Raw genomic sequence first — 25985 nt, 5'->3', positions numbered from 1 at the left:
TTGGGTTCACCCAAGGCCAGCCCATCTTCAAGGTTTATTCAGGCGCCGCGCCAGGCTAAACCTGCATAAACGGATGTTCTGCTATTTCTTCCCGGGTCAATCGGCTGATGATGACCTCTCTCGCTTGGCGACGACTTTCCCCTACCTCCCCTGTTTGCTCAACATAGTCCTGACTGGACATGCTCTCGCGCCCGACATATAGCGACTGCATGCGCTCATGCAATGGAGAATCCGCTGACTGAAACACCGCAGGGTACTTCTTCTCCAGAAACGCTTCCCAGAACGCCTGTTTTTCAATGAAGGCAATCCGCTTGGCCAGCGTGTCCTCACTCAACACATAGTATTTTGCAGCCTCCAGTTCCTCCGGGGTTACGTTGGCCAACCGTTCAAAGATCATGCTCCTGGGCCGTGCGGGCAAACCAAGTTCCTCGGCTAACCTGACCTGATAAAACATCTGTACTTCCAACGGTTCGATCCGTTCGAGCCGAAGCTGCAAGTCAACAGGGCTGAGCCTCTGCGCCAACTGCATGGCTTGCGGCGTTGCCAGCCGATAAGCAATACCTTGCTGCTCCTGCGGGGTCATGTCCGCCAGGGGCTGATCCAGCTCAACCGTACCCGCAGCATCAACCAGGCGCTGCAACTGCTGGACGTAATTTCGCTGATCGGTATGGACCTGGGCAATTCGCGATTCAATGACCCCTTGCACATGGGTGTCCAGCAACTCGATGCGAAACAGCCCATAACTCAGTCGCAGGAGTTTTTCTTCGGCATTGGCTGCGCCTTGAGCCGTCATGATCTGGTGTCGAAGTTCCAGGTCCGCAAAGATCATCGGAATGCCATCGGCACAGGTATTCGGATTGGCCGATACGTCAAATAACTGCTCTCGCAACTCACTGTTGCCGTGCATTCCGTCAAGCATGCTCCAAACGCGCGTCGTTAAATTTTCACGCCCGCGCAAATACTGGGATGACGCGCTGAGGTCCTCCAGGACGCGGAAAAAATCAGTCGAGCGACCAATGCCTCTCAGATCACTCCAGACGCCAAGTTGTTCGGCCGTAGGCTCTGGCGCCCAATGAAAAATCCCGCGTACGGGTTCGACATGTTGACGACGTGGCCTGATGCCAAAGGTGATGCCGTGCTCGCGCCGGTAATTTTCCAGGCGGCGCAAAGAGTCCGCACTCAACGGGTTGTCATGCAAGAACGTGACTCGATTAACCGCAGCCCTGCCGGCAGTCAGCACCTCTGGCGGTATGCGACTGATGCTGTTGTCACGCAGATCAAGGGTTTGCAGGCGCCTGAGTGACAGCACACCCTCAGGCCAGGTTTGCAGGCCGGTATAGCGCAGCTTGAGTTGTTCAAGATCCACCATGCGCTGAACAGAGATGCGCCTGCCCAGAGGGTTGCCCACCAGATCAAGGGATTTGAGCCTGGTCAGCCCCGACAGCAGGGTGGCTGCACTCTCGTTTAACACAATCTGATTGCCACGCAGATTCAGTTCGAGCAGTTCAGGCATGCTGGAAAGCGCCGCAGGCAGTTCGGCAAGCTGGCTGTTGACCAGGGACACTATTCGCAGATGAGGGAACTGCTCCAGAAACCTGTCGGGGAATTGACCGTTTGGCGAGTTGTGCAAGCGCAATGAGCTGACATGGCTGAAATCCGCCGACAGATCCGGCAGGCAATCAACCGGCCATGCATTGAGATCCAGGACATACCCGCTGTGCCCTTCCAGATGCACACTCTCGCCCAGCCTGCGCCAGGTGCGAATCAGGGTCTGGCTGATCCCGCGCTTGACCTGGGCCGATACCTGCACCCGCGGCCCCACCGTCGGCTGGCTCCACACCGTGCTGCCCACCCAATGGTCAAGATCGTTGCGCAGTGTCTGCAACTGCGCCTTGAGCTGGGTCAGGGCCTGGGCAGCCAATTGCGGACTAAGCCTCAATCGGTACAAAAACTGCCCCACCTGTGCCTCGCTCATGGTCGGGAACAGTTCTCTGGCCAGGTCCTTGAGCTGCCTGGGGCTTTGCTCTTCCAGCAAGCGTCCCGAGCGCCCGCCCAGGGTGTATCCCACACGGCCATCAGCCAGGCGCAACGGAGATCTGAACCAGGGTTTAATGGGTTGCATACCCATCAACTGGGCACTGCGCGCCCGATTGCGTGCCGCCGCGTCGGCAATCTTGCGACCAAGCACTGCCCCGGCATCGACCACGGGAAGGCCCAGTACGCTGCGCTCCGCAGGCGTCAGCGTATAAGCCACACAGTTCAACAGATCGGCACTGCGATAAGCCCTTCTCTGAACAGTTCCAGAAATCTCGTACTCGCCATCACCCTTGAGAAACTCCCGGGTATTCGTGGCCGTGGCATTGCCCACGGAGTGCAGCACTTCACCGGTACGCTTGTCACGAATCACAAGGCGCAAATACGCGGGCCAGCCCGGAAAATCCGCCAGGGCCAACAAGGCCAGCGAGTTGCTGTCGGCGTTGCGCAAGGCTTCAAAGTAGAGCCCCTCTATCGAGCGATTCAAGCGCACAACCTGGGCGTAACGGCGCGCCTCCTCCAGAACATGCAGCTGCAGACGTTCGCCACTGCCGAGGGCATCAAGTTCTTCAGGGGACAAGTGGCTGATCAACTCTTCCAGCACGGGCACCGGCAAGCCGGGAAACTGTCTTCTAAGCCTGTGTGCCAGCCTTGGCACAACCTCGCCACCGCTGTACAGCCGCGAGAGCAGCTCGGCTTTGCTCACCTGGGCAAGCTCACCCAACATGCGCGAAAGAGCTTGAACCTGCGCCTCCAGCCCCCTGACAGGCTGCCCCAGCAATCTGTCGACTTGACGGGATGACAGGCATTCCAGGGTCACTTTCAACAGATCGCCGTTCCTGACCTGGCTTTCAGCAATTTGCAGTCGCGGATGGGTTTCCACCCGATCAGGGCCATATTCCTCCAGCACCACCCCCTCCCTGTCGACCAGGCGCAGCACTCGATCCGCAGGCCAACCCGGCAATCGGGTCAGCAGTTGCAGTTGCAACGACGCATTGTCTACGGAGCGATTGATGCCCTGTTTCATCTGCTCGATAAAACTCTCGATCATTTCACTTAACCGTACGCGCTTGATGCTGTCCGCCAGCATGGCCGGTGGCGGCAGGTGATCCATGTACAGCTTGCGCAGCAGCCCCTCACCGGTATTGGTCACCTTCAAAATCAGCTCGGCCGTTGCCTGTGACACCCCTTTCACCTCAGGACCGAGGCGGCTGAACAACTGCGCACGCGACCATTGCATGGGGGTCTCCAGTTCATGCACCCATGCCCCGCAACCGTTATGTTCGAGCCGGGGCGTATAGGCCCCGGCGTCCGTGGGATGCTGGATAAAGCCCTGCCGCGCGCCGGCAACCGGCATCACCCGGAACACACGACCTTCAAGCTGGATAAATTGCCTGCCGCCCACGCTGTGCAGCCCTTGCGCATCGGGGACGACTCCGGTCAACGAGACGTCCTTGAACACATAGGGCTCAAGGTCCGGGCGCCACAAACGCAACTGGCCTGTGACCGTGCGCACAGGCACCAGCGCATCCACCACGGGCAATGGACGCAATGTGGATGCAGCCCCGGCAGAACCGGCCGCCAGGGCAACGTTTTGTGCGATATCGAACAAGTGCTCCAGGGCCGCGACGCGATCATTGCGTTGCCAGGCCTTGATCCCGTCATACACATCGACACCCAGCTGAATCACACTGGTTACCAGCAAAATCTCACCCAGAACAGGCACAAACCCCAGCGCCAATGTGAGCAGGCTGAGCCCGGTATTCAGAAAGGTTGCCTGACCTTCCAGGCGGGTCTTGGAATCTTCGTCTTCAGTGGGCACGACCAGCAATCTGGCATCGTCCTTGATTTTCGCCAGTTGCAAACGCCAGGCCACGACACAGGGGGCTTCTGTCTGGGGCAGATGCACGCTCTCGGACATCAGGGCCGGCTCATTGATAATGGGCGGGCGGCGCAGCAACAGCGAATCCCAGGTCACATGCTTCATGTCCGTACGCCGCATGAACTCGGCGCGGTGACGCAGCGGCACCCGTTCAAAGAAGTAACGAGCAAACACCTGGCCCTTCAACCACTCGCGCAATGTCGCCTTGAGCATTTCAAAAGATTCAAATGCGTGAAAAGCCCGATCAGGACTGTTCGGCAGATAAAGTACGCACGCCTGTACTTGCTGCACGGGCTGTTGCTCGGGCCAAAAGACCATCACCCCCGGCACTTCAAAGCCCATGATCTGCAACGTGCTATGGCCAGGCAGCATGCCCGCCAATCGATTCCCGGGGGCCGACAACAGATTGAGCACAAAAGCGTAATGCGCCGTCATGACCTCCCTCTTCATATGCGCCATGTGCAGGGCCGACAAGACTTCGCAGCGTATGTTCCGGCTGAACAACCGATTTAATTTGGAAACTCTGGAATTGACATTCTCCGGCGCCAAGTTGCCATCGACCGGTTCAAACACATCAGCCAAATGCCTCTGGTACTGCATACCCAGGTTCAAGTCGCGGCATATAAGTGCAAAGTGTTGCGGCTTCAGGGTCGCGTGTTCAACCTGCCTTCGGCCAACAACTTCATAAATACAACTATCCGAATCAAAGCCGTCACTGCGGGTTTCTGAAACTTCAAAGTTCTGCAACGCCGCTTGCAAAAAACTGTGGTCAGTGGTGCTGGCTACCAGATCAAGCTCCAGTGACTCGGGGTGCAGGATATCGGGCAAGGTTAACCTGATCAGCGTGTCCACCAGCTTGACTTGCTGACGGGCAAAGAACAGCGTCAGGTTACTCAACAGACGAACATGCTTGATCCCGTAGGCTCTGGGGTTCACCTGGCCCCAGCCGCGACCCGCCAGCGCGGCCTTGAGCAGCGGTTCAGCAAACTGTTCGATGGGTTGCAACCCGGCCAGGACAGCGCCTACCGCGCGCTGGGCCTCCTGGCCCTGGATAAAGCTGTTGCGCAATGCCTCACGCAAGCCGGGGTCTGCCTGAATAAACCAGGGCGCCAACAAGGCAGCTATATAATCACCATGTTGATTATCGGCCCGCGTATTGGCCAGTTGGCTGGCGCGTTCAATAACGGAGTGTTCTGTCTGTGATGCACTAGTGTGTGTCATGGCTCAAGCTCGGCATAGGTGTGATACCGCCAGCTTATAGAGCGCACATTAATAAAGTCCGTTAATTACTTGATCACACTGTTAGCAACTCAGTTAAAAACAGGTTTAAAACAATTAATAATTACCGCACTTAAAAACCAGAACAAGTTCCAAACAAATGGCACTGCTGCAACTGCAACAGTGCCGGGGGTTATTACCAGAAACGCTGTTGAGTCAAACGTGCCCAGAGTGAATCAACCACCTTTTCAGCCGACGTGCTGGCCGCCAGCCCCACTCGCTCCTGCAAGCTTTTACGCTGGGCATAGTGCAGGTGATAAAGCTGGGCATCCCTGGCCCGCTCGGACAGGTACTCGTCGCTGGTCTTGAGCTCATCGACCAGTTGCATGTCGACCGCGGCAACACCCAACCAGACTTCGCCGGTGGCCACTTCATCGATTGCCAGTTGCGGACGATACTTGGCCACAAAGTTCTTGAACAACTGATGGGTAATGTCCAGGTCCTGCTGGAACTTCTCGCGGCCTTTTTCGGTGTTTTCACCAAACACCGTCAGCGTGCGCTTGTACTCGCCTGCCGTCAGCACTTCGTAGTCGATGTCGTGCTTTTTCAACAGACGGTTGACGTTGGGTAACTGCGCAACGACGCCAATGGAGCCGAGAATCGCAAACGGTGCGCTGATAATTTTCTGCCCGATGCACGCCATCATATAACCGCCACTGGCGGCGACTTTATCGATGCAGACAGTCAGCGGGATGCCTGCCTGGCGAATACGCGCCAGTTGCGACGATGCCAGGCCATAGCTGTGCACCATGCCGCCACCGCTTTCCAGGCGCACGACCACTTCATCAGTCGGCTTTGCGAGGGTCAGCAACGCAGTGATTTCGTGACGCAGGCTTTCAGTGGCAGAAGCCTTGATGTCACCGACAAAGTCCAGAACAAAGACCCGAGGTTTGTCATCCGGCTGTTTTTTCTGCTTTTTGTCCGCTTTACCGGTCTGCTTGTGCAGTGCCTTGAGCTGGCTCTTGGACAACAACGACTGCTCAAGACGCTCACGCAGGCCTTTGTAAAAGTCATTGAGCTTGATCACCTGTAATTGCCCGGTGGCCCGGCGCCCCTTGCCACGCAATGCCGCAAGGGTCACGAGGACCACCACTATGGCAACCACCAGGGTCACGGTCTTGGCCAGAAAACTGGCGTACTCGGCAAGAAATTCCACAGCCTCTCCTTAAAACGTCTGCAGCCCTCGGGTCAGGGCTGCGCAATGGCAACCAGCATACCGGCGCCAACCGGGGCCTGCCAGCCGTGAAACGCCTCGCATTCAGTCTCAGGAGGAATTCAAACAAGCGTATGTTTTTTCATTGACAGCCACTTGCCATCCTCCTAACCTCGCCTGACTTTCAGCGGACCGGAATGACGCGGACGTGGGCAGCATCTATTTGATACGACATGGCCAGGCCTCCTTCGGTGCAGACGACTACGACGTGCTGTCACCCCTGGGCGTGCTGCAGGCACAAATTGCCGGTCGGCATCTGGCCGACCTGGGCCTGCGCTTTGACCGTTGCCTGTCAGGCGACCTGTCACGCCAGCAGGACACCGCGCGCCATGCCCTGGCACAGATCAATGCAGCCGGGCTGCCCATCCCTGAACTTGAAACCGACGCCTCATTCAACGAATTCGATGCATTCGCCATACTCGAAGCCCTGCTTCCCGGCTTGCTGCCAGAGGAGCCTGAGGCGCTGGCGATCATGAGCGATGCCGCGTGCAACCCGGCCGAGTTCCAGCGCATCTTTGAACGGATCATCGACCGCTGGCTCAGCGGTAGCTGGGACACCCCCGGTCTGGAAACCTGGATGGGGTTTGTCGAGCGGGTTCAAGCGGGGCTCAACCGCATTCTTGAACTTGCCAAAAGCCAGCAGAACATTGTCGTGTTCACGTCTGCCGGCACCATTACCGCCCTGATCCACAGCCTGACCCGCATTGCGCCCACCGATGCTTTCAAGCTCGGCTGGCAAATTGTCAATACCTCGCTCAGCCAGCTCAAGTTCCATGGCAACGAGGCAACCCTGGCTTCCTTCAACAGTCATGTGCATTTGCAACTGTTGAAGACGCCGTCACTCATCACCTATCGATGAGCGTCGGCAACCGCGGCCCTCGGGCCGCTGTAAACCACCCTATATAAGGATCGAACCATGACTTCTGTAGCTGATGCCGTTCAAGCAATGAAAGCCAAATTCAACCCAGCCGCTGCTGCAGGCCTGGACCTGGTATTTGGTTTTCGCATTGATGAAGACAAACACTTCTCGCTGATCGTCAAAGACAGCACCTGTGAACTGAAGGAAGGCGAAAACCCGGACGCCCAGGTCACTCTGGTCATGGACGGCGAAACCCTGGAAGGCATCGTCAGCGGCGAAACCGACGGCATGCAAGCTTTCATGGGCGGCAAGCTGCGCGCTGAAGGCGACATGATGCTGGCCATGAAGCTGAGCGAACTGTTCCCGGCCTAAGCCACCGGCAACACCCAGAACCGAAGCCCACGCGCTTCGGTTTTTTTTGTCCTGTGCTTCACTCAGGCAATGGTTATCAAGGGAGCTGATCCCCCATTAACACCCGTGCCTATTAAGGCTGCGCCTGCCCTGGTTGCCCATTAAATTAACGAATGTTGTCAGGCCACAAATATAAGCAGAAGAGATAAACATGGCGCTTACCGACTCGTCCACCCGCATCCGCCCTGGCGAAGAACTCGACGCCAACCGCATTGATCCTTACCTCAAGGCCCAGATCCCGGACCTTGAGGGGACACCCACGATCAGCCAGTTCCCCGGCGGTGCTTCCAACCTGACCTACCTGATTGACTACCCGGGCAAAGAGCTGGTGCTGCGCCGCCCGCCCTTTGGGCACAAAGCCAAGTCTGCCCACGACATGGGCCGCGAGTTTCGCATCCTTATTCAGCTCAAGGACGCCTTCCCCTACTGCCCCAAGGCCTATGCCCATTGCACCGACGAAAACCTGATCGGCTCCGAGTTCTATGTCATGGAGCGGGTCAAGGGCATCATCCTGCGCTCTGATCTGCCCCAGGAACTGGCATTGGATGCCGACGCCACCCGAACACTGTGCAAGCGTTTTATCGACACGCTGGTCGAATTGCATCGCGTTGATTACAACGCCTGTGGCCTGGGTGATCTGGGTAAGCCCCAGGGCTACGTGCAACGTCAGATCAGCGGCTGGAGCGAGCGCTACGAAAAAGCCCTGACCCCCGATGCGCCGCGCTGGGAGGCGGTCAAGGACTGGTTGCAGACCAACATGCCAGCCGATCACCCGACCCCAGGCATCATCCACAACGACTACCGCTTCGATAACGTGATCCTCGATCCCGCCGACCCGATGCAGATCATCGGCGTGCTGGACTGGGAACTGACCACCCTGGGTGATCCGCTGATGGACCTGGGCAACACCCTCGCCTACTGGATTGAAGCCGACGACCCGGCCCCGATCCAACAAATGCGGCGCCAGCCGAGCAACGCCCCCGGTATGTTGACCCGCCGCGAGTTCGTTGATTACTACGCTGAGCGCTCGGGAATCGAGATCGACAACTACGATTTCTACTACACCTACGGCCTGTTCCGTCTGGCGGGTATCGTCCAGCAGATCTACTACCGCTACTTCCACGGCCAGACCCGGGACAAACGTTTCGCGCAATTCGTACAGATGAACGCCCTGCTTGAGCACATGAGCCTCAACGTCATTGGCCGCTCCAGCCTCTAAGCCCGAGATCACAAGGAATCAGCATGTCCAGGACTCAACTGTTCGACCTTGATGGAAAAATCGCTTTTGTTTCCGGTGCCAGCCGCGGTATCGGCGAGGCCATTGCCCGGCTGCTGGCCCAGCAAGGTGCCCACGTCATTGTCTCCAGCCGCAAACTCGAAGGCTGCCAGCCTGTAGCCGACGGAATCATCGCCGATGGCGGCAAGGCAACAGCCATTGCCTGCCATATCGGCGAAATGGAACACATCACCCGCACCTTTGCGCGCATCCGCGAAGATTTTGGGCGCATCGATATCCTGGTCAACAACGCCGCCACCAACCCGCAGTTCTGCCACGTACTGGACACCGACCCGGTGGCCTTCCAGAAAACCGTCGACGTGAACATTCGGGGTTATTTCTTCATGTCGGTCGAGGCCGGCAAGCTGATGCGCGAGCACGGCGGTGGCAGCATCATCAACGTGGCCTCGATCAACGGCGTCACACCGGGTGAGTTCCAGGGGGTGTACTCGATGACCAAGGCCGCGGTGATCAACATGACCAAAGTGTTTGCCAAGGAATGTGCCGCCTACGGTATCCGCTGCAACGCACTGCTGCCGGGCCTGACCGACACCAAATTTGCTTCGGCACTGGTCAGCAATGACGCCATCCTCAAGTCAGTCCTGCAACATATCCCGCTCAAACGCGTTGCCGCCCCCAGTGAAATGGCCGGTGCAGTGCTGTACCTGGCCAGCGATGCCTCGAGCTACACCACCGGGGTTTCGCTGAATGTGGATGGCGGGTTTCTGTCCTGACCCCTGTGGGAGCCGGCTTGCTCGCGATGGCATCCACCCAGCTTGCCTGCCAGAACGCAGCGCCTGCATCGCAGGCAAGCCAGGCTCCCACAGGTTGTGTCACTCAACGCTGATACCGGTCGCCCAATCCCTTATGACGCATGTTTACCGCCATCAGGCAGCGCTCCGCCTCTTGCACCATCTCGTCGATCAGGTCCTGGCAGCTTTTCAGATCGCCAATCGCCGCCGCCACTTGCCCGCACGGCAGAATCCCTTCATCCGGTACGCCATCCACCATCGAGCGCTGCAGCAGTACCGGCTGGTTGGCCGCCATCACGGTTTGCGACAGGGCACCGGGGTCTTCCTTCACCGACTGGACGAACACGCCAAGCATATGCCCCAGGCTCATGCCGGTCTGTTGCTTCCAGTGCCAGGCACTGCCCAGGGCAATTCGAAGACGGCCAAAGGCGCTGGCCTTTTCCAGACGATTGATGAACGCGTTCTCGATCATCCGGTGGCGCATGCCGTCCACCGCGGTGGTGACGCGGATACGTTGGGGATCGGCGACTTTTACATAGCGCTCCAGGGTGGCAAGGGGCGTGGGCGATTCCTGGGTCATCAGGAAGCGCGTGCCCATTGCAATCCCGGCCGCACCGCTGGCCAGGGCGCCTGCCAGTCCGCGCCCGGTGGAGTAGCCACCCGCCGCAATCACCGGTACCCGCACCGCATCCAGCACTTGCGGCAGCAAAATGGTGCTCGGCACGCCTCCGGTATGCCCGCCGCCTTCGCCGCCCTGCACGGTGATCATGTCCGCGCCCAATTCAACGGCTTTGATCGCGTGCTTGAGCGCGCCCACGGTCGGGATACACAGCACCCCGGCCTTTTTGAAACGGTCGATGGTCTGGCGGTCCGGACCACGCCCATAACTGACAGCGCGCAAGCGGTACTCAATGGCCAGGTCCACGCACTGCGCGGCGTTTTCCTGGAACATATGGAAATTGAGACCGAAGTTACTGCCCCCGGTGGCCTCGATCACCCGCTTGATTTCAGCCTCCAGCTGATCCGCAGCAAGGGTCGCACCCGCCAAAAACCCGAAGGCTCCGGCCCGGGTACTGGCGATCACCAGATTGGCGTCTGCCACCCAGCCCATCGCGGTTTGCACGATGGGGTAGCGACAGCCCAACCCATCGGTCAACGCCGTTTTCAGGTACTCGCTCATCGACCCTCTCCCGCAGCCGTCTTGTTCGCTTCGATCATGGCCTTGGCGTCGTAGCCCCCAAGCTTGTCACCCGACAGCAACTCGTTATGACTATGGGCAAAGTGATGCCAGGCAAACACCGCATCCATCGCCGTGCGCTTGCCTTGCAAATCTTCAACGTGATTGATCGCCTGCTTGGTCAGCGCCAGGCCCATGCGCGGCTGCCTGGCAATCGCCGCTGCCAGCGCATAGGTGCCCGTTTCCAGTGCTTCGCGGGCAAAGAGGCGATTGACCATGCCCATCTGATAGGCACGCTCGGCGCTCATGCGATCCCCGGTGAACAAAAATTCCTTGGCTATTCGCGGATTGAGTTCGTAGGGATGGGCAAAATACTCCACCCCCGGAATGCCCATGCGCACCACCGGATCCTGAAAGAAGGCATCGTCACTGGCCACGATCAAATCGCAGACCCACGCCAGCATCAAACCACCGGCAATGCACGCACCCTGGACCATGGCGATGGTCGGCTTGGGCAATTCGCGCCAGCGCCGACACATGCCCAGGTACACCTCCTGCTCCCGGGCATACAGGTACTCGCCACCCGGTTTGTTGGTGTGATCCCACCACAGGCTGGCGCGGTCGAACTGTTTGTTGATATCGCGCCCGGGGGTGCCGATGTCATGCCCCGCCGAGAAGTGCTTGCCATTGCCGCGCAGCACGATGACCTTCACCGCGTCGTCATTCACGGCGCGGCGAAAGGCATCGTCCAGGGCATAGGTCATCTGCGAGTTTTGCGCATTGTTCACGGTGGGCCGGTTCATGGTCAGCGTGGCAATACCATCGGCCACTCCATAAAGCACCGGCTCTTCGGTTTCATACACAGCGGTATCAGCCCGCTGTACAAATTCGCTGTCGCGGCTCATGTGAGTTCCTTGCCTTCAGGCCTGACGAATGCCGGGCGGATTGCCCTTGAGCGCGGCTGCGCGATAGTCATGGGGGTCCAGGCGGCGGATCAGGGCCAGTTGCTCCGTCGTGGGCGCCACGGTTTGCTTGATATCGGCGGCCTTGAGCAGCGGGAAACCGGTTTTTTCCTGCACTTCTTCAAAGCTCACACCCGGGTGCAGGGAGCGCACCTGCACGGCGCGATCCGGTCCGCCGAAGTCCATCACGCACAGATCGGTCACGATCAGGCGAATGTCCATCAGGTCGCGGCGCATGCCCTCTTCCCAGCGTTCAGGCTTGAAGCCGACACCCGAGACCATGTCCACTTCACCCGACACAAATGCCCGGGTGTTATGGGCCGGAACAAAAAACGAGTTGATATGGTTGATGCTGTTGCCCGGCAAGCCGCGCACCCCCAGCATCGCCACCTTGGGCTTCTGATAGTCGCCAATGCACGACAGGTTGGTCTGGCCCCAGCGATCGATCTGGGTCGGGCCGATCATGGCGTGGCGGCGTCCGCCCCATACGCATTCGAACACCCGCTCAAACGACAGGTAGCCCGAGTAGCGCGGTACATAATCACCACGCGGCCCCAGCGGGATAGGCTCTTCCACCAGGAATGCCTCGCTGTCGGTCATCAACAGTTCAGGGCTGTGGGTCAGTTTGGCCAGGCTCGCCCCCAGGCGCGGAATCACGCCCAGGCCCGAAGCAATCACTTCGCCGTTGCCACGCCAGGCTTCACAGGCAGCCACGATCAACAATTCAGCCAGGGTAAATTCGTTAGTAGCAGTCATGTCCAAGCTCCTTAAAACACGGGCAGCGGCAAAGCGCTCAATCGATCGACACCGCCATTGCTGGCCTGATAGGCACTTTCGCCCGGGGTCACAAACTCGGCTACATAGCCTTCCCAGCCACCTTCCTCGGCGGCACTGGCGCTGTAGCGTTTCAAATGGCTCATGTCCCAGCCGTAATCGGACGGGCACGACGTCGGGTGCGCACCAAAGGGTGCATGCACCACACCGCTGACCAGATAGCGTTCGAAGGTATTGAAGCGGGCCAGGGCAGCATCCAGGCTCAAGCGCTGCTCAATCCGCTCGCACGACACAAAGCACTGCTTGGCGGCACGGGCGAACAGATGGTCGAAATACGGATCGGGACCGGTGACCAGGGTATTGCCCAGGCGGTCGGCAACGTTGACATGCAAGAAGGCGATGTCCAGATTCAGCGCCGGCATCGCCAGCAGCACCTCACCATCGTCATACGGCGACTGCACCTGTTTGATCTCGGGGTTCAGGCGGCTGACATCGGTGGCCAGACCGCATCGGGTCGGCAAAAACGGCAAGCGCATGCCGGCGGCGCGCAGGCCCCATTGCAGCATGCCCTCGTCCAGCTCCATCAGCTCCAGCTCACCGGCCTCGCGAGCCTTGCGAAAATAGGCTTCGAGGGGGATCGCATCGAGGGTGGCAAAGCCGAAAACCAGTTTCTTGACCTTACCGGCAGCGCAGAGCATGCCGACTTCCGGGCCGCCATAGGCCACCACGGTCAGGTCCTTGACGTCCGAGCGCAGGATCTCGCGCACAATCGCCATGGGTTTGCGTCGTGGCCCCCAGCCGCCAAAGCCGATGGTCATGCCGTCACGCAATTGGCCGACCACGTCTGCCGCTGTCATTTGCTTGTTCATCTAGTGCTCCTTACTGCTGCTGGCCGACGGAAAAGTCATGGCCCCACAGACTGACCCGGGTGAATTCAAAAGCGCTGTGTTCCTGCCAATCCACCAGCAAGCCCCCATAGCCGTATTCCAGGTCAAAACCTGAAGGGGTCTTCATGTAAAACGACGTCATGCGGTCGTTCAGATGCTGGCCAAGGGTGGCCGACATCTGCACGTCGTGGGCCAGATGCCGGTCGTGGGCGCGGCCCACTTCGGTCATGGACTCGACCTCGACCATCACATGCACGCAGCCTGATGGCACCGGGTATTCGGCCAGGGCCAGGCTGTGGTGGCGGCTGTTTTTGCAATGCAGAAAGTGAATGCGAATCGGCGGTGCCGAAGGGTCGGGGCGAAAATTGAAAATATCCGACAACTCAAAGCCCAGCACATCCTTGGCAAACGCCAGGGTGGCGTCGAAATTCGGCGCGGGCAGCACCGTGTGCCCCAGGCCCATGTCGCCGGTGATAAAGCCCGGCACGCCTTGAGGCGAGACAAAGGGTTGGCAATCTGAGCGATGGCCCCAGCTCAATTCGTGGCGATTGCCCGAAGGGTCGGTCACGTGCAGCAGCGCTTGTACCCCGCGCTGATCACACTGCTCGACCGTACCGTGGCGCCAGCTCACGTCGGCCTGATCCAGTACCTGGATGGCCGCATTGAATGCCTTTTCGCTGGCCAGTTCCCAACCGGAGGCCAGATAGCGCGACTCGCCGCCAGGCACGATCAGCATGCGAAACGGACGCTCATCCATTTTCACGTACATGCCGCCGCCGGGGGCTTCGCTGACCATCATCCCGAGCACGTCCTCGGCGTAACGCTGCCATTGAACGGGATCTGCAGACTCTGCAACGAAGTAGCTCAAACCACGAATGTCGATCATGTGCCTGCTCCTCAATGCCTGTATTTATTGGCTGAGGGCAGTATGGGAAGGAAGGGGGCGGGGCTCATCGTCCGTTGAGACTAAAGCGTGTCACCACCGAAATGCTGTAGATACTCTGTTGCCAGCCGGACTGTTTAAAGAAATGAGCTTCGCTAAAAAGGTCGGCCTGTAGGCCGCCTCGGCGGGAAGTTGATCTTGTTTTTGCAGTGGTTTTTGATCTACCCGCCCCTCGGGAGGCCGAGAGGAGGTTCTGCGTAGTGGGTCGACCGGCATGGATGCCGGGAGAGCCGTGTTGGGCCATGGATGGCCCGTCACGGCGTGCCCACGGAGCGGGACCGGAACGAGGGACACCTGAGCGAAGCGAGGGCCGTACGCTGGGGCAAGGCCTTTTTGGGTACTTTTGTGGCTGTTTGACAAAAGTGCCTCGCTGTAAGAGCGAAACCAATATTTCAGTTAACCGCGAATGCCGGATATGTACCCCGTGTGCCAGTTGTTTTGCGATGAGCCCGCAGCGATGCCGAGTACATATCCATTCGATGTGTCACGGTTCTCTACGGGTTCCGCCCTTACGGCGGGTCACTTTTTCCAAACGCCGAAAAAGTAACCAAAAAGGCTTGCCCTACCATACGGCCGCCTCGCCCCGGCTCGGTGGTTCCCTCACTCCGGCACTGTCATGGAGGCACGCCGCGACGGGCCATCCATGGCCCATCGCGGCTGGCGCGGCGTCCTGCCGCGCCCCCCCATAACAGCACCTGCGTTCGGCCTTCTGTGATGGGCATTCGCGTGGTCTGGACATACGTGTGGCTCCAGCAAAAGCAAAATGCATCGCAGACGCCACAGGACCTTGCACAAAACGTTTTAGCGCCAAGATACAGGCCGCTGACGAGGAACGAAGGCTGCGACCGCTTCGCAGTCGGTCGCAGCCTCGCGTCGCTCCTCAGCGGCTACAGGTGCCAGCAATCATTACATGTACAAAATCACCAGCTCATTGATCACCGACGGCCGCTCGCTGCCCAGGACATGGGTATTGAGCTCAAGGGTCAGTTGCGTGCCGCTCTTGACCCGCTCCACCCGCTTGACCCGCGCCCGGGCATGAATGGTCGAGCCTGCCGGAACCGGCGCCGGAAAACGCAGTCGGTCAGATCCATAGTTGATCATGTTGCTGAAACCGGTGATCTCGTATCCCAGATTCAGTTTCATCCGCGACTGCAGGATCTGCACCAGCGCACCGTGGGCAATGGTGCCGCCAAACGGGCTTTGCTTGCGCGCACGCTCAGGGTCGGTGTGGATCCAGTAGTCATCCCCGGACAACTGGGCAAACGTGTCAATCAGGGCCTGATCGACCACCACCTGATTGCTCCACGGGCTGAACGTCTCGCTAACCAGCCCCTGCAGCGCCGCCTCGTCATCCAGCGCAATCTGGCGCACGGTGGCGACCGGCTCTTGCGCCGGTTGCTCAACCGCTCGCAACGCCTTGAGGGCATCAGCATCCTTATCGACACCCGTGAAGCGCAGTAGCCGATTACCCTTGCCGTCTATCTCGGCAAACACCGGTTGCAGGCGCATGCCGATCTTCACTTCGGATTCGTCCAGCCCCACCAGATTGGTGTTGATTCGTACACCCTGATCCAGTTCGACCACCGCCAGCATTTGCGGCATCTCATCAGCAAAATCCGGCAAGGTTGCGATACGCGTCACGGTGAAGCTGTACAGCGTCGCCCCACCACTGACTTCACGCCAGGCCAGCGAGTGGGCAAAACACGCCGGGCAATGCCGACGCGGATAAAACACCCAGTCACTGCATTCGTTGCATTGCTGAATCAACAGGCGCTCAGCTTTAAGGCCTTCCCAGAACGGTGCAGAAATTTCGGTCGGAACCGGCAATGGTTTGTTGTTCGACATTGGGTTCATGCTCCCTGAAGTATCAATGCGCCCTGCTCACTCATCACCCCACCGGTGCCTGAGACATACACCGTGTCGCATCGTTCGAGCTGGCGCTCACCCGCCTCGCCCGCAATTTGCGTCACGGCCTCGATCACCTGGCTCATGCCGCCCGCCGAACCGGCCTGGCCAAAGCTGAGCTGACCACCGTGGGTGTTCATCGGGAAATCACCGCGCCAGGTCAAGTCGTGCTCACGCACAAAACTCATGCCTTCACCCTTGGCGCAAAAACCGGCGTCTTCCAGGGTCAGCAAGGCGGTGATGGTGTAGCAATCGTAAATTTGCGCCGCATCCACATCCGCAGGCTTGAGCCCCGCCATGTCGAAAGCCCGGCGCGAGGCCGGCCCGATCGGGGTGTGCAGCATGTCCTGGGCATAGGAAGGCGACTTGAACGCCAGGTGCTCGCCAAAGCCGGTGATCCAGGACGGCCGTTTACGGGCACGGGCAGCCACTTCCCTGGAAGCGATGATCATTGCCGCACCACCCGCCACGGGCATGACGATTTCCAGCACGTGCAACGGGTCGGCGACCTTTTTGCTGGCCAGCACTTGCTCGATGGTCAGCGGCTGACCGTAAAACATGGCCTGGGGGTTGAACTGCGCATTGGTGCGCTGATCCACCGCGATTTTGGCCATCGCCCGAGGGTCGTAGCCATATTGCGCGGCATACCGTTGAGCGATCATCGCGTAACCGGTGTTCTGGCCCATGTGACCGTAAGGCAGATCGAACTCGGCTTCGGGAGCACCAAACGCGGTGCTGTGGCCACCAAAGCGCATGGCCCGGGCCATCCAGCTCGCGTCTTCATCCGGCCCCATTGGCGCCATGCGTGCAGGCAATACACACAGCACCGCCTGGCACAGACCCAGTTCGATGGCTGCTGCTGCCCGCCAGACCATGCCGACCGAAGTACAGCCGCCAAGGTCGACAACTTCGGCAAAGTTGAGGCGCAAGCCCAGGTATTCAGCGGCCATGGCCGGGACAAATACCGAAGCTTCATGAAATTGCGGGCCATTGATCACCAGCCCGTCGAGGTCCGATGCCTGCAATCCGGCATCGCGTAACGCCTGGGCCGCCAGATCGGCAACCTGCTCCAGGTGGAACATGCGCGGCGCCGTGGCGTATTTCTCAGGTTTGTACTGTGCGCTGCCCACAATGGCCGCGTGACCTTTAAGACCCATGGTTATCTCTCTTTAGTCAGTTCATCCAACTTTGTAGTCGCTGCCGAAGGCTGCGATGAGGACCTAAGGGCCTTCAAGGAAACGGGTTGCAAGGCAACCCTTCGCAGCCTGCGGCAGCGACTACAGGGGCGTGTTTTAGAAGGTGTATTTCATCGAGAACGTGGCGTAGTCACGGTCTGCCAGCGGGCGGTACATCGGGTCTGGCGAGCCCAGGTAGCCGATGTACTTGAGCGACACTTCCAGGTTGCTCAGGTACTTGAAGGTCGTGCCTGCGCTCAGGCGACGATCCCCGGCCACCCCGGAAATAGTCCCCGACATCGGTGCAGCACCGCTGAATACATCCGAGTAGGTAAACGGAACCTCAAGGTCCCAGCCCTGGAACACCCCCGGATAACTGAACGAGGCGCCCACGGTGTATGCGCTCGATGAGCGGGTGCGCCATGCAGTACCGGCCTTGTAGGTGTAATCATTGGACGGCTGAACAGACGGCACCAAAGACGGCAACAGCCCCACACCTTCTAGGTTCGGCGCGGCCGAGGTCGCATCGGCGTGGTCAGCACGCACGGTGACGATTTCACCGGTCAACGTGGTTTGGCTGGCCCAGGGACGGTCACCCAGAATTCGCATCGCCGACAACTGGAATTGTTGCCCCTTGCCCTTGGCAGGCACCGGCCCCAGCCCGGTATTGACCATCACCGGCGCACCGTCTCGATACGACCACTCCGCCCCCAGCTGCACGTCGCCCAGCTTGGTGGTGGCACTGATACCGGTCAGCTTGATGTCTTCAAAGTATTTGACCCGGTAGCCGCTGGCCCTGTAGGCCAGAGCACCAGGACCTACTGGAGTCGGGTCCCAGCCAATCAGCGCGGTGGCCGGGTTTTTGTCGTGGTACACCACATGGAACAGTGACAGTTCAAGGTCAGTGACCGGGCGGTAACGGACCTGAGCGCCCCACTGACCGCTGTTACGGGGCTCATCAGTCCCCTGATAAAGCACCTTGTTGTTGCCCATGAACAAAAATTCGCGGCCCGGGCCAATCACATCGGAGGTCGACAGGAAGCTGCCCACCGGCGGCAATTCAGTCCCCTTCCACTCGTACTGCACATAGCCGCCCAGGGTAAATTGCGGGTTGATCCGGTAGGACGCCGAGAACTGCCCCACCGGCAGCAACACCTCTTTGACCTCAACCCCCGGCTGCGCCGCCTTGACCGCATCGGACGGGTTTTGCACGCCGTTCACGCCCGGGTAGTAAAGGCTCTCGCCCCACGACTCGATGTGCCGACCGGCCTTGACGTCGAGCATGGTGTCATTCTCAAAACGCCAGCCGCCGAACACGTAGGCGTCGAGTAATTTAGTGCGACCGCCGCTGTAGTAACGGGTGTCGCTGGTGAACTCGTCATTGCTGCCGAACTTGTTGACGGTGGCCGGTGAGTCGTTGTCGTTTTTACGGTGGTACACATCGTCATAAAAGGTACTGGCCCGCACGACCGCACCGTAGTTGTCCTTGCGCAGAATCATCTCGCCCAGCGCGCCCACACGGTTGGTGGTGAGGCTGTGCTGCTCGAAGTTGCGGTTCGGGTCATCGACGTTACTCCCCATAAGCCTGTCGCTGGGATTAGCCAGGCGCATGCCGATGCCGTAGCTGGTGGTCACCGTCCAGTCAATCGTGGTGCCGTCATCGAACTCAATGGTTTCCCCAGCCCACAAGGGGCTGGACACCAGTGCCACGGCGACGGCCAGGCCACTGACCTGATAGCGGTGCGGGCGCAGCCCTTGACATTTATTGTTGTTTTTATTGATCACTCTGCCTCTCCTGGTTGACGACTCGTTGGCCGCCTCGATGGGTTCAAGCGTCATTGCGTTGTGCTCAAAGCAACTCAAGCGGGTCGAACTTCACGACTCCTGTCCGGGCCTGTCGATAACGATGCAGCCCTCCTTGCTCCTCACGAACGAGCGCCCCCTCGGCCATAAGGTAATTGGCGTGAGCCAACGTCTCTCCAAGCGCCATCAGCTCGTCAAAACGACCTGACAGCTTTTTAAACAACACCGCCATCATCTCCAGCGCCGTACGCGGTTGGGCGCAGGCCTCAAGCAACTGCTGCAAATGTCTGAGATGGTGATCACGCAACTGATCCAGTCGCAGATGCAGATTGAAAAACGGCCGCTCATGGGCCGGCAGCACCAGCACGCTGTCGGGGATCACACGCAGCCGTTCGATCGAGTCCAGCCAGTCACGCAATGGATTGGCTTCAGGTTCGGGGACATACACCGCAATGGTCGAAGTGATACGGGGCAACACCTGGTCGCCCGAAATCAGCAAACCATCGTCCGCGGCGTACAGGCACGCATGCTCCGGTGAGTGCCCGTTGCCCATCACCACTTCCCAGCGGCGCCCGCCGATGGTGAGCTGGCTGCCCTGGCTCAAACGGGTAAACCCCGCGACCAGTTGTGGACGAAAGTGTTCGCCCTGGATCAGCGGCAGCAACGAGGTGGTGCGCTCTGCACTGAACCCGGCCTTTTGATAGAAATCGAGAAACGCCCAGTCCGGCTCGGCGGCCTTGGGCGGGCCGTGATGCAGCGCCTGGAACTCACCTTGAGTCATCAAAACCGGGCAGCGAAAACGCTCGGCCAACCAGCCAACCACGCCGGTGTGATCGCTGTGAAAATGGGTGCAGATCACCGCCTTGAGTGGCAAGCCCTCAAGCACGTCAACGAACACCTGTTCCCAGACGGCGCGGCACTGATCGCTGTTGAGGCCAGTATCAACCGCCACCCAGCCGTCACCGTGGCGCAGCAAGTACAGGTTGATGTGATCAAGCCCGAAAGGCAGAGGCATGCGCAGCCAGAGCACGCCCTCGGCAACTTCCTGCACCTGACCGCTGGCTGGAGCCAGGGGCCAGGGGTAACGCAGACCATCACGCCATTCATGGCCCCGGGCGTCGAATTCACTCATGGCTGCTGCCTGCAAAAGGCAGCAAACCCGCGCGAGCCAGTGCTTGCAGCGAGTACGGCTGATAGGTACCGGCACTGTCATCACGCACAAACAGCGGATCGTCAAACAAGCCCGGTCCGTAGCCCTGGCGCTGCAGATCGACCTTGCGCAACTTGAAGGTACTGGTCAGGTCTGCCGCCGCCGAAACCCGCACAAACATCGGCGCCGCATAGCGTGGCAAACGCGCTTGGGTCAGTTCGAAGAAAGCCTGAGGATCGAAGGCATGCCCGGGCTGCATCAAAATGGCTGCCATCCCGGCGCGACCTTCGTGTTCGGGTACCTGCACGCCGTACACGTTGATCAGCTCAAGACCTGGCATGTCACTGAGCGTGTCCGCCACTTCCAGGGTCGAAACGTTTTCGCTTTTCCAGCGAAATGTGTCGCCAATACGGTCGACGAAATAGAAATAGCCGTCGTCGTCATAGCGCAACAGATCCCCCGAACTCCAGTAGGCGTCCCCGGTTTGAAACACATTGCGGCGGATCTTGCTCTCGCTGGCAGCTGCGCTGGTATACCCCTCAAAACGCCCGCCGCCAATCTGCGGGTGGTCAACGATAAAGCCCATTGCCTCACCTATTTCTCCAGGTTGGCACAGCTGATAAAAACCGTTTTCGTCCCGGGGATGGCTGTCGCTTTCGACGTCGTAGCGCACCAGGCGCAGGTTGGTGCGGCTCCAGTCCGGCACGCGCCCGCAAGAGCCCACGTAGTTGTCGACGTTGATCAGGTTGGCGTTGGCCTCGGTGGCGCCCCAGCCTTCGAAGACCTGTACGGGGCCGAAACGCTCCAGCCAGCGCTGCCACGACTCAGGCGTGAGGCCTGCACCGAGCATGTAACGCAAACTGTGCTCACGTTCACCGGCCACCACAGGCTGGTTGAGCAGGTAACGGCAGATCTCGCCGATGTACTGGAACACGGTGATCCCGTTGCGGCGTACATCAGGCCAGAACTCGCGCACGCTGAACTTGCGCCGCACCACGATGCTCGCACCTGCGCACAGCGCCGTAGACGTCACCGAAGTGGCCGCCGCGCCGTGGTAAAGCGGCAGGCAGCAATAAAACACATCGTCACAGGTGGCGCCCAGGGTGACTTCCATCACGTCACCCGAGGACATCCAGCGCATGTGGCTGTAACGCGCGGCCTTGGGCAGCCCCGTGGTGCCTGAGGTAAAAATCAGCAGCGTGGTGGTTTCAGCCGTGATCGCAGCACGCACTTCACGCGTAAACGCAGTGCCTGGAGCCGCGGCAATCTGCTCGCCAAACTGGCGGTCAACACAGCCCAAATCACCGTCAAACGGATTTGACGGGTCTGCGACCAACCACAGCGGCACGTCAGGCAAACCTTCAGTGCCCAGCAGGTTGGCCACGCACTCTTCACCGACCACGACAGCCTTGGCTGCGGTGGATTGCAAGGCATGCACCAGCGGCTTGCCGTTGACCTGGGTATTGATAAACGCCACCACGACACCGAGTTTGACCAGCCCGAACCAGCTGAAGAAAAACTGCGGGCGATTCTCCATGGCAATGGCGCACACGTCGCCGGGGCGCAGGCCCTTGGCATAAAACACGTGCGCCATGCGATCGGCTTGTGCATTCACGGTGGCGTAACTGAAGCGCTGCTCGCCGTCGATCAAAAACACCCGTTCAGGGATAGCCAGCGCCTGGGCCTCAAGGCGGTCAGCCAGGGTGTACAGGTCTGCCGGTTTGATCCGGGCACTGGCCGCAGAACGCACATCCAGTAGCGCCTGGGTGTGCTCCCGGGGCACGGGCCGTTGCCTGGACGCTGTTAGCGCGCTGATGCGTGACATGTCGTTCATGGCGCCACCGCCTCGACCCGCGGGTAATCGCTGTAGCCTTCAGGGCCTGGGGAGTACAAGGTCTTGCGATCGAAACGGGCCAGCGGCAGCCCCTTGCGCAGACGCTCCACCAGATCCGGATTGGCAATAAAGTGACGGGCAAACGACACCGCATCCCCCTGCCCGGCCTGCAGTGCAGCCTCGGCCGACTCACCGTCAAAACCGTCATTGAGGATCAGGCCGTTGCTGCAATGACGCTGGGCCAGGGCAAAGGCATCCAGCTCAGTCAGGGGCGAACGCATGATATGCACGTACGCCAGGCCCATAGGCTCGGCGGCCTTGCACAGCGCCACGGCGGTGGCCAACGGGTCTGCGTCATCGATGTCATTGAACGGATTGCCCGGGCACAAGCGCAGCGCCACACGCCCGGCACCAATGGCCGAAGCCATTGCCGCCAGCACCTGTGCCGGGAAGCGCACACGGTTCTCGACGCTGCCACCGTACTCGTCTTCACGCAGGTTGCTGCCCGACGCCATGAACTGCATCGGCAGATAACCGCTGGTGCAGTGCAACTCGACCCCGTCAAATCCGGCTTGGCGTGCATTCAAAGCAGCCTGGCGGTATTCCTCGATCACCAGGGCGATATCCTGCAGCGACATGGCCTGGGGCTCGTCGGTATCGACCATCCCGGCGGTGTCGGTAAACAACTGGGTGCGTGCGCGCAAGGCCGACGGCGCAACCGTCGCGGCCCCGGCCGGTTTGTTGTGAGCGCTGGAAGCGCGGCCTACGTGCATCAGTTGCAGCACGATCAGACCGCCTTCGGCGTGTACCGCGTCGGTCACGGCCTTCCAGGCAGCGATCTGCCCGGCGTTATAAATCGCTGGCGTACGGCAATAGCCCAGGCCGCTGGCTGAAGGCGCAGTGCCTTCGGCGACGATCAACCCGGCAGACGCACGCTGGCGGTAGTACTCGACCATCTCGGCAGTGGGTACGCCATGCTGGTCAGCACGGCTGCGGGTCATCGGTGCCATGACGATACGGTTGGCCAGTTCAAGCTCACCGAGGCGCACAGGTTCAAACAAAATGCTCATGGTCAGTCCTCAGCGCACGCGAATTTTCGGTGCGCCAGCCCCTCGGCGCAGGGTGGCAAGAAAGTGTTCGACCGGGGCTGCTGTCGCTACCTGGGGCAGTTGGTCCTTGTCAGGACGATGGGCCCAGAACTCGGTCCAGGACGGGAACAGGTCGTGGAAAGTACCGGCATAGGGTTCGCGCCCCGGCCAACGCATTTTTTGCGTGCCGATCGGCGGTTTGTTGAGGTCACTGGCGTACCAGTAGCACGGCAGGCGACGGCGGAAATACCAGCGCCCCTGCATCCGCTCGTAGTCATCCCAATACAGCATTTGCATGGTGACCCACTCGGGGCCGGTCTCGTGTTCGTTCTTGGAATACACCACGCCCACGGCGTGATCAGGGTCGGTGAACTCGATGAGGTGCTGACCAAGGTGATGGGAGGTGCCATGAAACTGGTCACGCAGGGTGTCATCGACCCAGGCTTTGAGGTGCGCACGCCCGGTTTTTTCGCGACCGACACGGATGTCTTCGGCAAACAGATTGACGTGGGCATCGAGGTCGCGCATGTCCAGCGACAACGAGTATTTGCCGGCCAACTGGCGAATTTCCTCAATCGACTCCAGCCGATCAAGACGGGCAAGCAAGGCGTTCTGTTCCATAAAAGGGTCCTTATTCCAATACCGTGTACAGCTCGCTACTGCGCCCGCCATCGACCGGCAAACAGGCGCCGGTGACATACGAGGCTTCATCGCTGGCCAAAAACAGAATGGCGTTGGCCACTTCTACGGGTTGGCCGACGCGCTTGAGCGGGATCAGTTTTTCGGTATTGGTGCGGGTCTTGTCGTCGGTGAGCATGCCGGCCGTGGCGGGTGTCTCGACCACGCCCGGGCTGACCACGTTGCAGCGAATGTTGTGGCTCGCGCCCTCACTGGCGGCGGCGCGACTGAAATTGATCACGGCGGCCTTGGCGGCGGAATAGCCCGCCATCCAGGGCGTACCGAACTGACCGCAGATCGAGGCCAGATTGATGATCGAGCCGCTGCCCTGAGCGCGCATCAGACCCAGTGCCGTGCGCGTCCCCCAGAAGGTGCCGTCCACGGTGGTTGCAAAGTTGGAATGCCAGTCAGCCGTCGAAGTGCTGTCAATCGCGCCCCAGCTGTAGGCCATCGCGTTGTTGACCAGAATATCCAGTCGACCGTGGCGCTGCGCCGCCTCACTGATGGCTGCGACATAGGCTGCTTCATTGCTGACATCGGCCACCGCGCACTCGGCGCGACCGCCGCTGTCACGGATCTGTGCGGCGACCGCTTGCAGCGGCTCGATGCGACGCCCGCAGAGCACCACCAGGGCGCCCTCTTCGGCAAACCGCAGTGCGGTAGCAGCACCAATGCCGGAACCGGCGCCGGTGATAAATGCAATCTTGTCGTGTAAACGAGTACCCATGATCTGCTCTCCCATTGCTGCGCCCGGCGTTTAGATAAACGCCATGCCGCCGTTGACCGCGAGGTTCTGGCCGGTAATGAATGCCGCGTCATCACTGGCCAGGAAGGCCGCAACGCGAGCGATTTCATCGGTTTCACCCATGCGGCCCAGAGGGATGGCCTTGAGCATGCTTTGCATCCAGTCTTCCGGGATATCGGCCATCATCGGGGTGTTGGTGGGACCGGGAACGATGGTGTTGACGCGAATGCCATTGCCTGCCAGTTCCCGGGCCATGCTGCGGGTCAGCCCCATCACACCGGCCTTGGCCGCGCAGTAATGGCTGGGACCTTCACCGGTCAGGGCCGAGGTGCTGGAGATATTGATCACCACGCCGGGGGTGGCGGCCTGCAGCATCAGTTTTACCGCTTCACGGCTGCAGAAAAACGTACCGGTAAGGTTGACGCCGATGACACGCTGCCAGTTCTCGTCCGGTGTTTGCGCGAAAGCGTCAATCGAACCGATGCCCGCGTTATTGACCAGCACGTCGAGGCTGCCGAAATGCGCGTGAACGGCGGCCATTGCGGTGGCAACCGAATCGCTGTCGGCCACGTTGCAACTGACGGCAAGCGCGTTTTCGCCTAGCCCTTCAATGCTTTGGCGCGCGGCTTCCAGATTGATGTCAGCTGCGACAACCTTTGCGCCCTGCTCGGCAAAATGACGAACGATTGCCCGTCCCATGCCTTGACCAGCGCCCGTTACAAACGCCACTTTATTCAGCAATTTCATAGAGTTCTCCCGCCTGCCCGATTCCGGCCGCCCTGAAGCCGGGGCGGTGTATGGGAGCAATCATTGACTGGAGAAAAAAGCTGAACATCGTCCGATGGGACTAAGCAGCACTCAGACCGTGCTGGCGCATTACCCGCCATGTAGTCGCTGACGAGTAGAACGAGGCTGCGATCTGTTTGGTGCGCCACTGCGACGTAGCGACCGCAAAACTTGGCCCCACAGCTTTTCCTGATTCATCTCAACATCCGGATTTACGACGGCTTCGCCGCCGGACGCAGCCTCGCACGGCTCGTCAGCGGCTACACATTTCACCGCCAACCCGCCAACCCGCCTTGTAGTCGCTGACGAGTAGAACGAGGCTGCGATCTGTTTTGTGCGCCACTACGACGTAGCGACCGCAAAACCTGACCCC

Annotated in this window: 20 protein-coding genes; 4 read left to right on the top strand and 16 right to left on the bottom strand. The window is 59.8% G+C overall.

All coding sequences use genetic code 11. The annotated features are described in order from the left end of the window. Positions 1 to 55: 55 nt before the first annotated feature. Positions 56 to 5137 carry an NEL-type E3 ubiquitin ligase domain-containing protein gene (locus V6P94_RS14260; RefSeq protein WP_338647196.1) on the bottom strand — a complete coding sequence of 1694 codons (5082 nt, stop codon included), beginning with the start codon at positions 5135 to 5137 and terminating at the stop codon, positions 56 to 58. A gap of 193 nt (positions 5138 to 5330) precedes the next feature. After that, a complete protein-coding gene (gene sohB / locus V6P94_RS14255) occupies positions 5331 to 6350 on the bottom strand; it encodes a protease SohB (protein WP_133076881.1) in 1020 nt (339 codons plus the stop codon). Between the two features lie 205 nt (positions 6351 to 6555). On the opposite strand from sohB, the gene V6P94_RS14250 reads away from it, so the two are divergent. From V6P94_RS14250 to V6P94_RS14235, 4 genes are all read left to right on the top strand, one after another. Further along, positions 6556 to 7266, top strand: a complete 711-nt coding sequence (locus V6P94_RS14250; protein ID WP_133076882.1) for a histidine phosphatase family protein — start codon at positions 6556 to 6558, stop codon at positions 7264 to 7266. Positions 7267 to 7323: 57 nt separating this feature from the next. Further along, the gene (locus tag V6P94_RS14245) at positions 7324 to 7638 is read left to right on the top strand and encodes an SCP2 sterol-binding domain-containing protein (RefSeq protein ID WP_095000408.1); all 315 of its coding nucleotides are present in this window, start codon (positions 7324 to 7326) and stop codon (positions 7636 to 7638) included. Between the two features lie 190 nt (positions 7639 to 7828). Then, positions 7829 to 8896 carry a phosphotransferase family protein gene (locus V6P94_RS14240; RefSeq protein ID WP_133076883.1) on the top strand — a complete coding sequence of 356 codons (1068 nt, stop codon included), beginning with the start codon at positions 7829 to 7831 and terminating at the stop codon, positions 8894 to 8896. A gap of 23 nt (positions 8897 to 8919) precedes the next feature. Next, positions 8920 to 9687, top strand: coding sequence for an SDR family oxidoreductase (locus V6P94_RS14235; RefSeq protein ID WP_326397961.1), 768 nt, complete (start codon positions 8920 to 8922; stop codon positions 9685 to 9687). A gap of 103 nt (positions 9688 to 9790) precedes the next feature. Here the strand turns inward: V6P94_RS14235 and V6P94_RS14230 are convergent, their stop codons facing one another. The 14 genes from V6P94_RS14230 to V6P94_RS14165 all read right to left on the bottom strand — a co-directional run bounded on the left by V6P94_RS14230 (position 9791) and on the right by V6P94_RS14165 (position 25573). Continuing rightward, entirely contained in the window at positions 9791 to 10885 is a 1095-nt protein-coding gene (locus tag V6P94_RS14230; protein WP_133076884.1) for a nitronate monooxygenase family protein, read from the bottom strand. Further along, positions 10882 to 11787 (bottom strand): enoyl-CoA hydratase, encoded by a 906-nt coding sequence (locus V6P94_RS14225; protein WP_133076885.1) that lies wholly within the window; start codon positions 11785 to 11787, stop codon positions 10882 to 10884. Before V6P94_RS14225 ends, V6P94_RS14230 begins: the two co-directional genes overlap by 4 nt. A gap of 15 nt (positions 11788 to 11802) precedes the next feature. After that, positions 11803 to 12600 (bottom strand): CoA-transferase subunit beta, encoded by a 798-nt coding sequence (locus V6P94_RS14220; protein ID WP_133076886.1) that lies wholly within the window; start codon positions 12598 to 12600, stop codon positions 11803 to 11805. Between the two features lie 11 nt (positions 12601 to 12611). Beyond that, the gene (locus V6P94_RS14215; RefSeq protein ID WP_133076887.1) at positions 12612 to 13487 is read right to left on the bottom strand and encodes a CoA transferase subunit A; all 876 of its coding nucleotides are present in this window, start codon (positions 13485 to 13487) and stop codon (positions 12612 to 12614) included. Positions 13488 to 13497: 10 nt separating this feature from the next. Further along, positions 13498 to 14391 (bottom strand): VOC family protein, encoded by an 894-nt coding sequence (locus tag V6P94_RS14210; protein ID WP_326397962.1) that lies wholly within the window; start codon positions 14389 to 14391, stop codon positions 13498 to 13500. Positions 14392 to 15354: 963 nt separating this feature from the next. Next, a complete protein-coding gene (locus V6P94_RS14205; RefSeq protein WP_326397963.1) occupies positions 15355 to 16293 on the bottom strand; it encodes an OB-fold domain-containing protein in 939 nt (312 codons plus the stop codon). Between the two features lie 5 nt (positions 16294 to 16298). Continuing rightward, complete coding sequence (locus V6P94_RS14200; protein ID WP_133076891.1) at positions 16299 to 17510, bottom strand: thiolase family protein; 1212 nt, start codon at positions 17508 to 17510, stop codon at positions 16299 to 16301. A 135-nt stretch (positions 17511 to 17645) separates the two neighbouring features. Continuing rightward, positions 17646 to 19313, bottom strand: a complete 1668-nt coding sequence (locus V6P94_RS14195; RefSeq protein WP_133076892.1) for a DUF1302 domain-containing protein — start codon at positions 19311 to 19313, stop codon at positions 17646 to 17648. Between the two features lie 64 nt (positions 19314 to 19377). After that, entirely contained in the window at positions 19378 to 20463 is a 1086-nt protein-coding gene (locus V6P94_RS14190) for an MBL fold metallo-hydrolase (RefSeq protein ID WP_133076893.1), read from the bottom strand. After that, positions 20456 to 22315, bottom strand: a complete 1860-nt coding sequence (locus V6P94_RS14185; protein ID WP_133076894.1) for a long-chain-acyl-CoA synthetase — start codon at positions 22313 to 22315, stop codon at positions 20456 to 20458. Before V6P94_RS14185 ends, V6P94_RS14190 begins: the two co-directional genes overlap by 8 nt. Beyond that, positions 22312 to 23385 carry an alkene reductase gene (locus tag V6P94_RS14180; protein ID WP_133076895.1) on the bottom strand — a complete coding sequence of 358 codons (1074 nt, stop codon included), beginning with the start codon at positions 23383 to 23385 and terminating at the stop codon, positions 22312 to 22314. Before V6P94_RS14180 ends, V6P94_RS14185 begins: the two co-directional genes overlap by 4 nt. A gap of 9 nt (positions 23386 to 23394) precedes the next feature. Further along, a complete protein-coding gene (locus V6P94_RS14175; protein ID WP_019826411.1) occupies positions 23395 to 24024 on the bottom strand; it encodes a nuclear transport factor 2 family protein in 630 nt (209 codons plus the stop codon). A gap of 10 nt (positions 24025 to 24034) precedes the next feature. After that, positions 24035 to 24808: an SDR family NAD(P)-dependent oxidoreductase gene (locus V6P94_RS14170; RefSeq protein WP_133076896.1), complete on the bottom strand. Its 774-nt coding sequence runs from the start codon at positions 24806 to 24808 to the stop codon at positions 24035 to 24037. 30 nt (positions 24809 to 24838) lie between these two features. Next, positions 24839 to 25573, bottom strand: a complete 735-nt coding sequence (locus V6P94_RS14165) for an SDR family NAD(P)-dependent oxidoreductase (protein WP_133076897.1) — start codon at positions 25571 to 25573, stop codon at positions 24839 to 24841. Between the last annotated feature and the right edge of the window lie 412 nt (positions 25574 to 25985).

The organism is Pseudomonas sp. ML2-2023-3 (assembly GCF_037055275.1).
Lineage (GTDB): Bacteria > Pseudomonadota > Gammaproteobacteria > Pseudomonadales > Pseudomonadaceae > Aquipseudomonas.
This window is presented reverse-complemented; position numbering and strand designations above follow the sequence as displayed.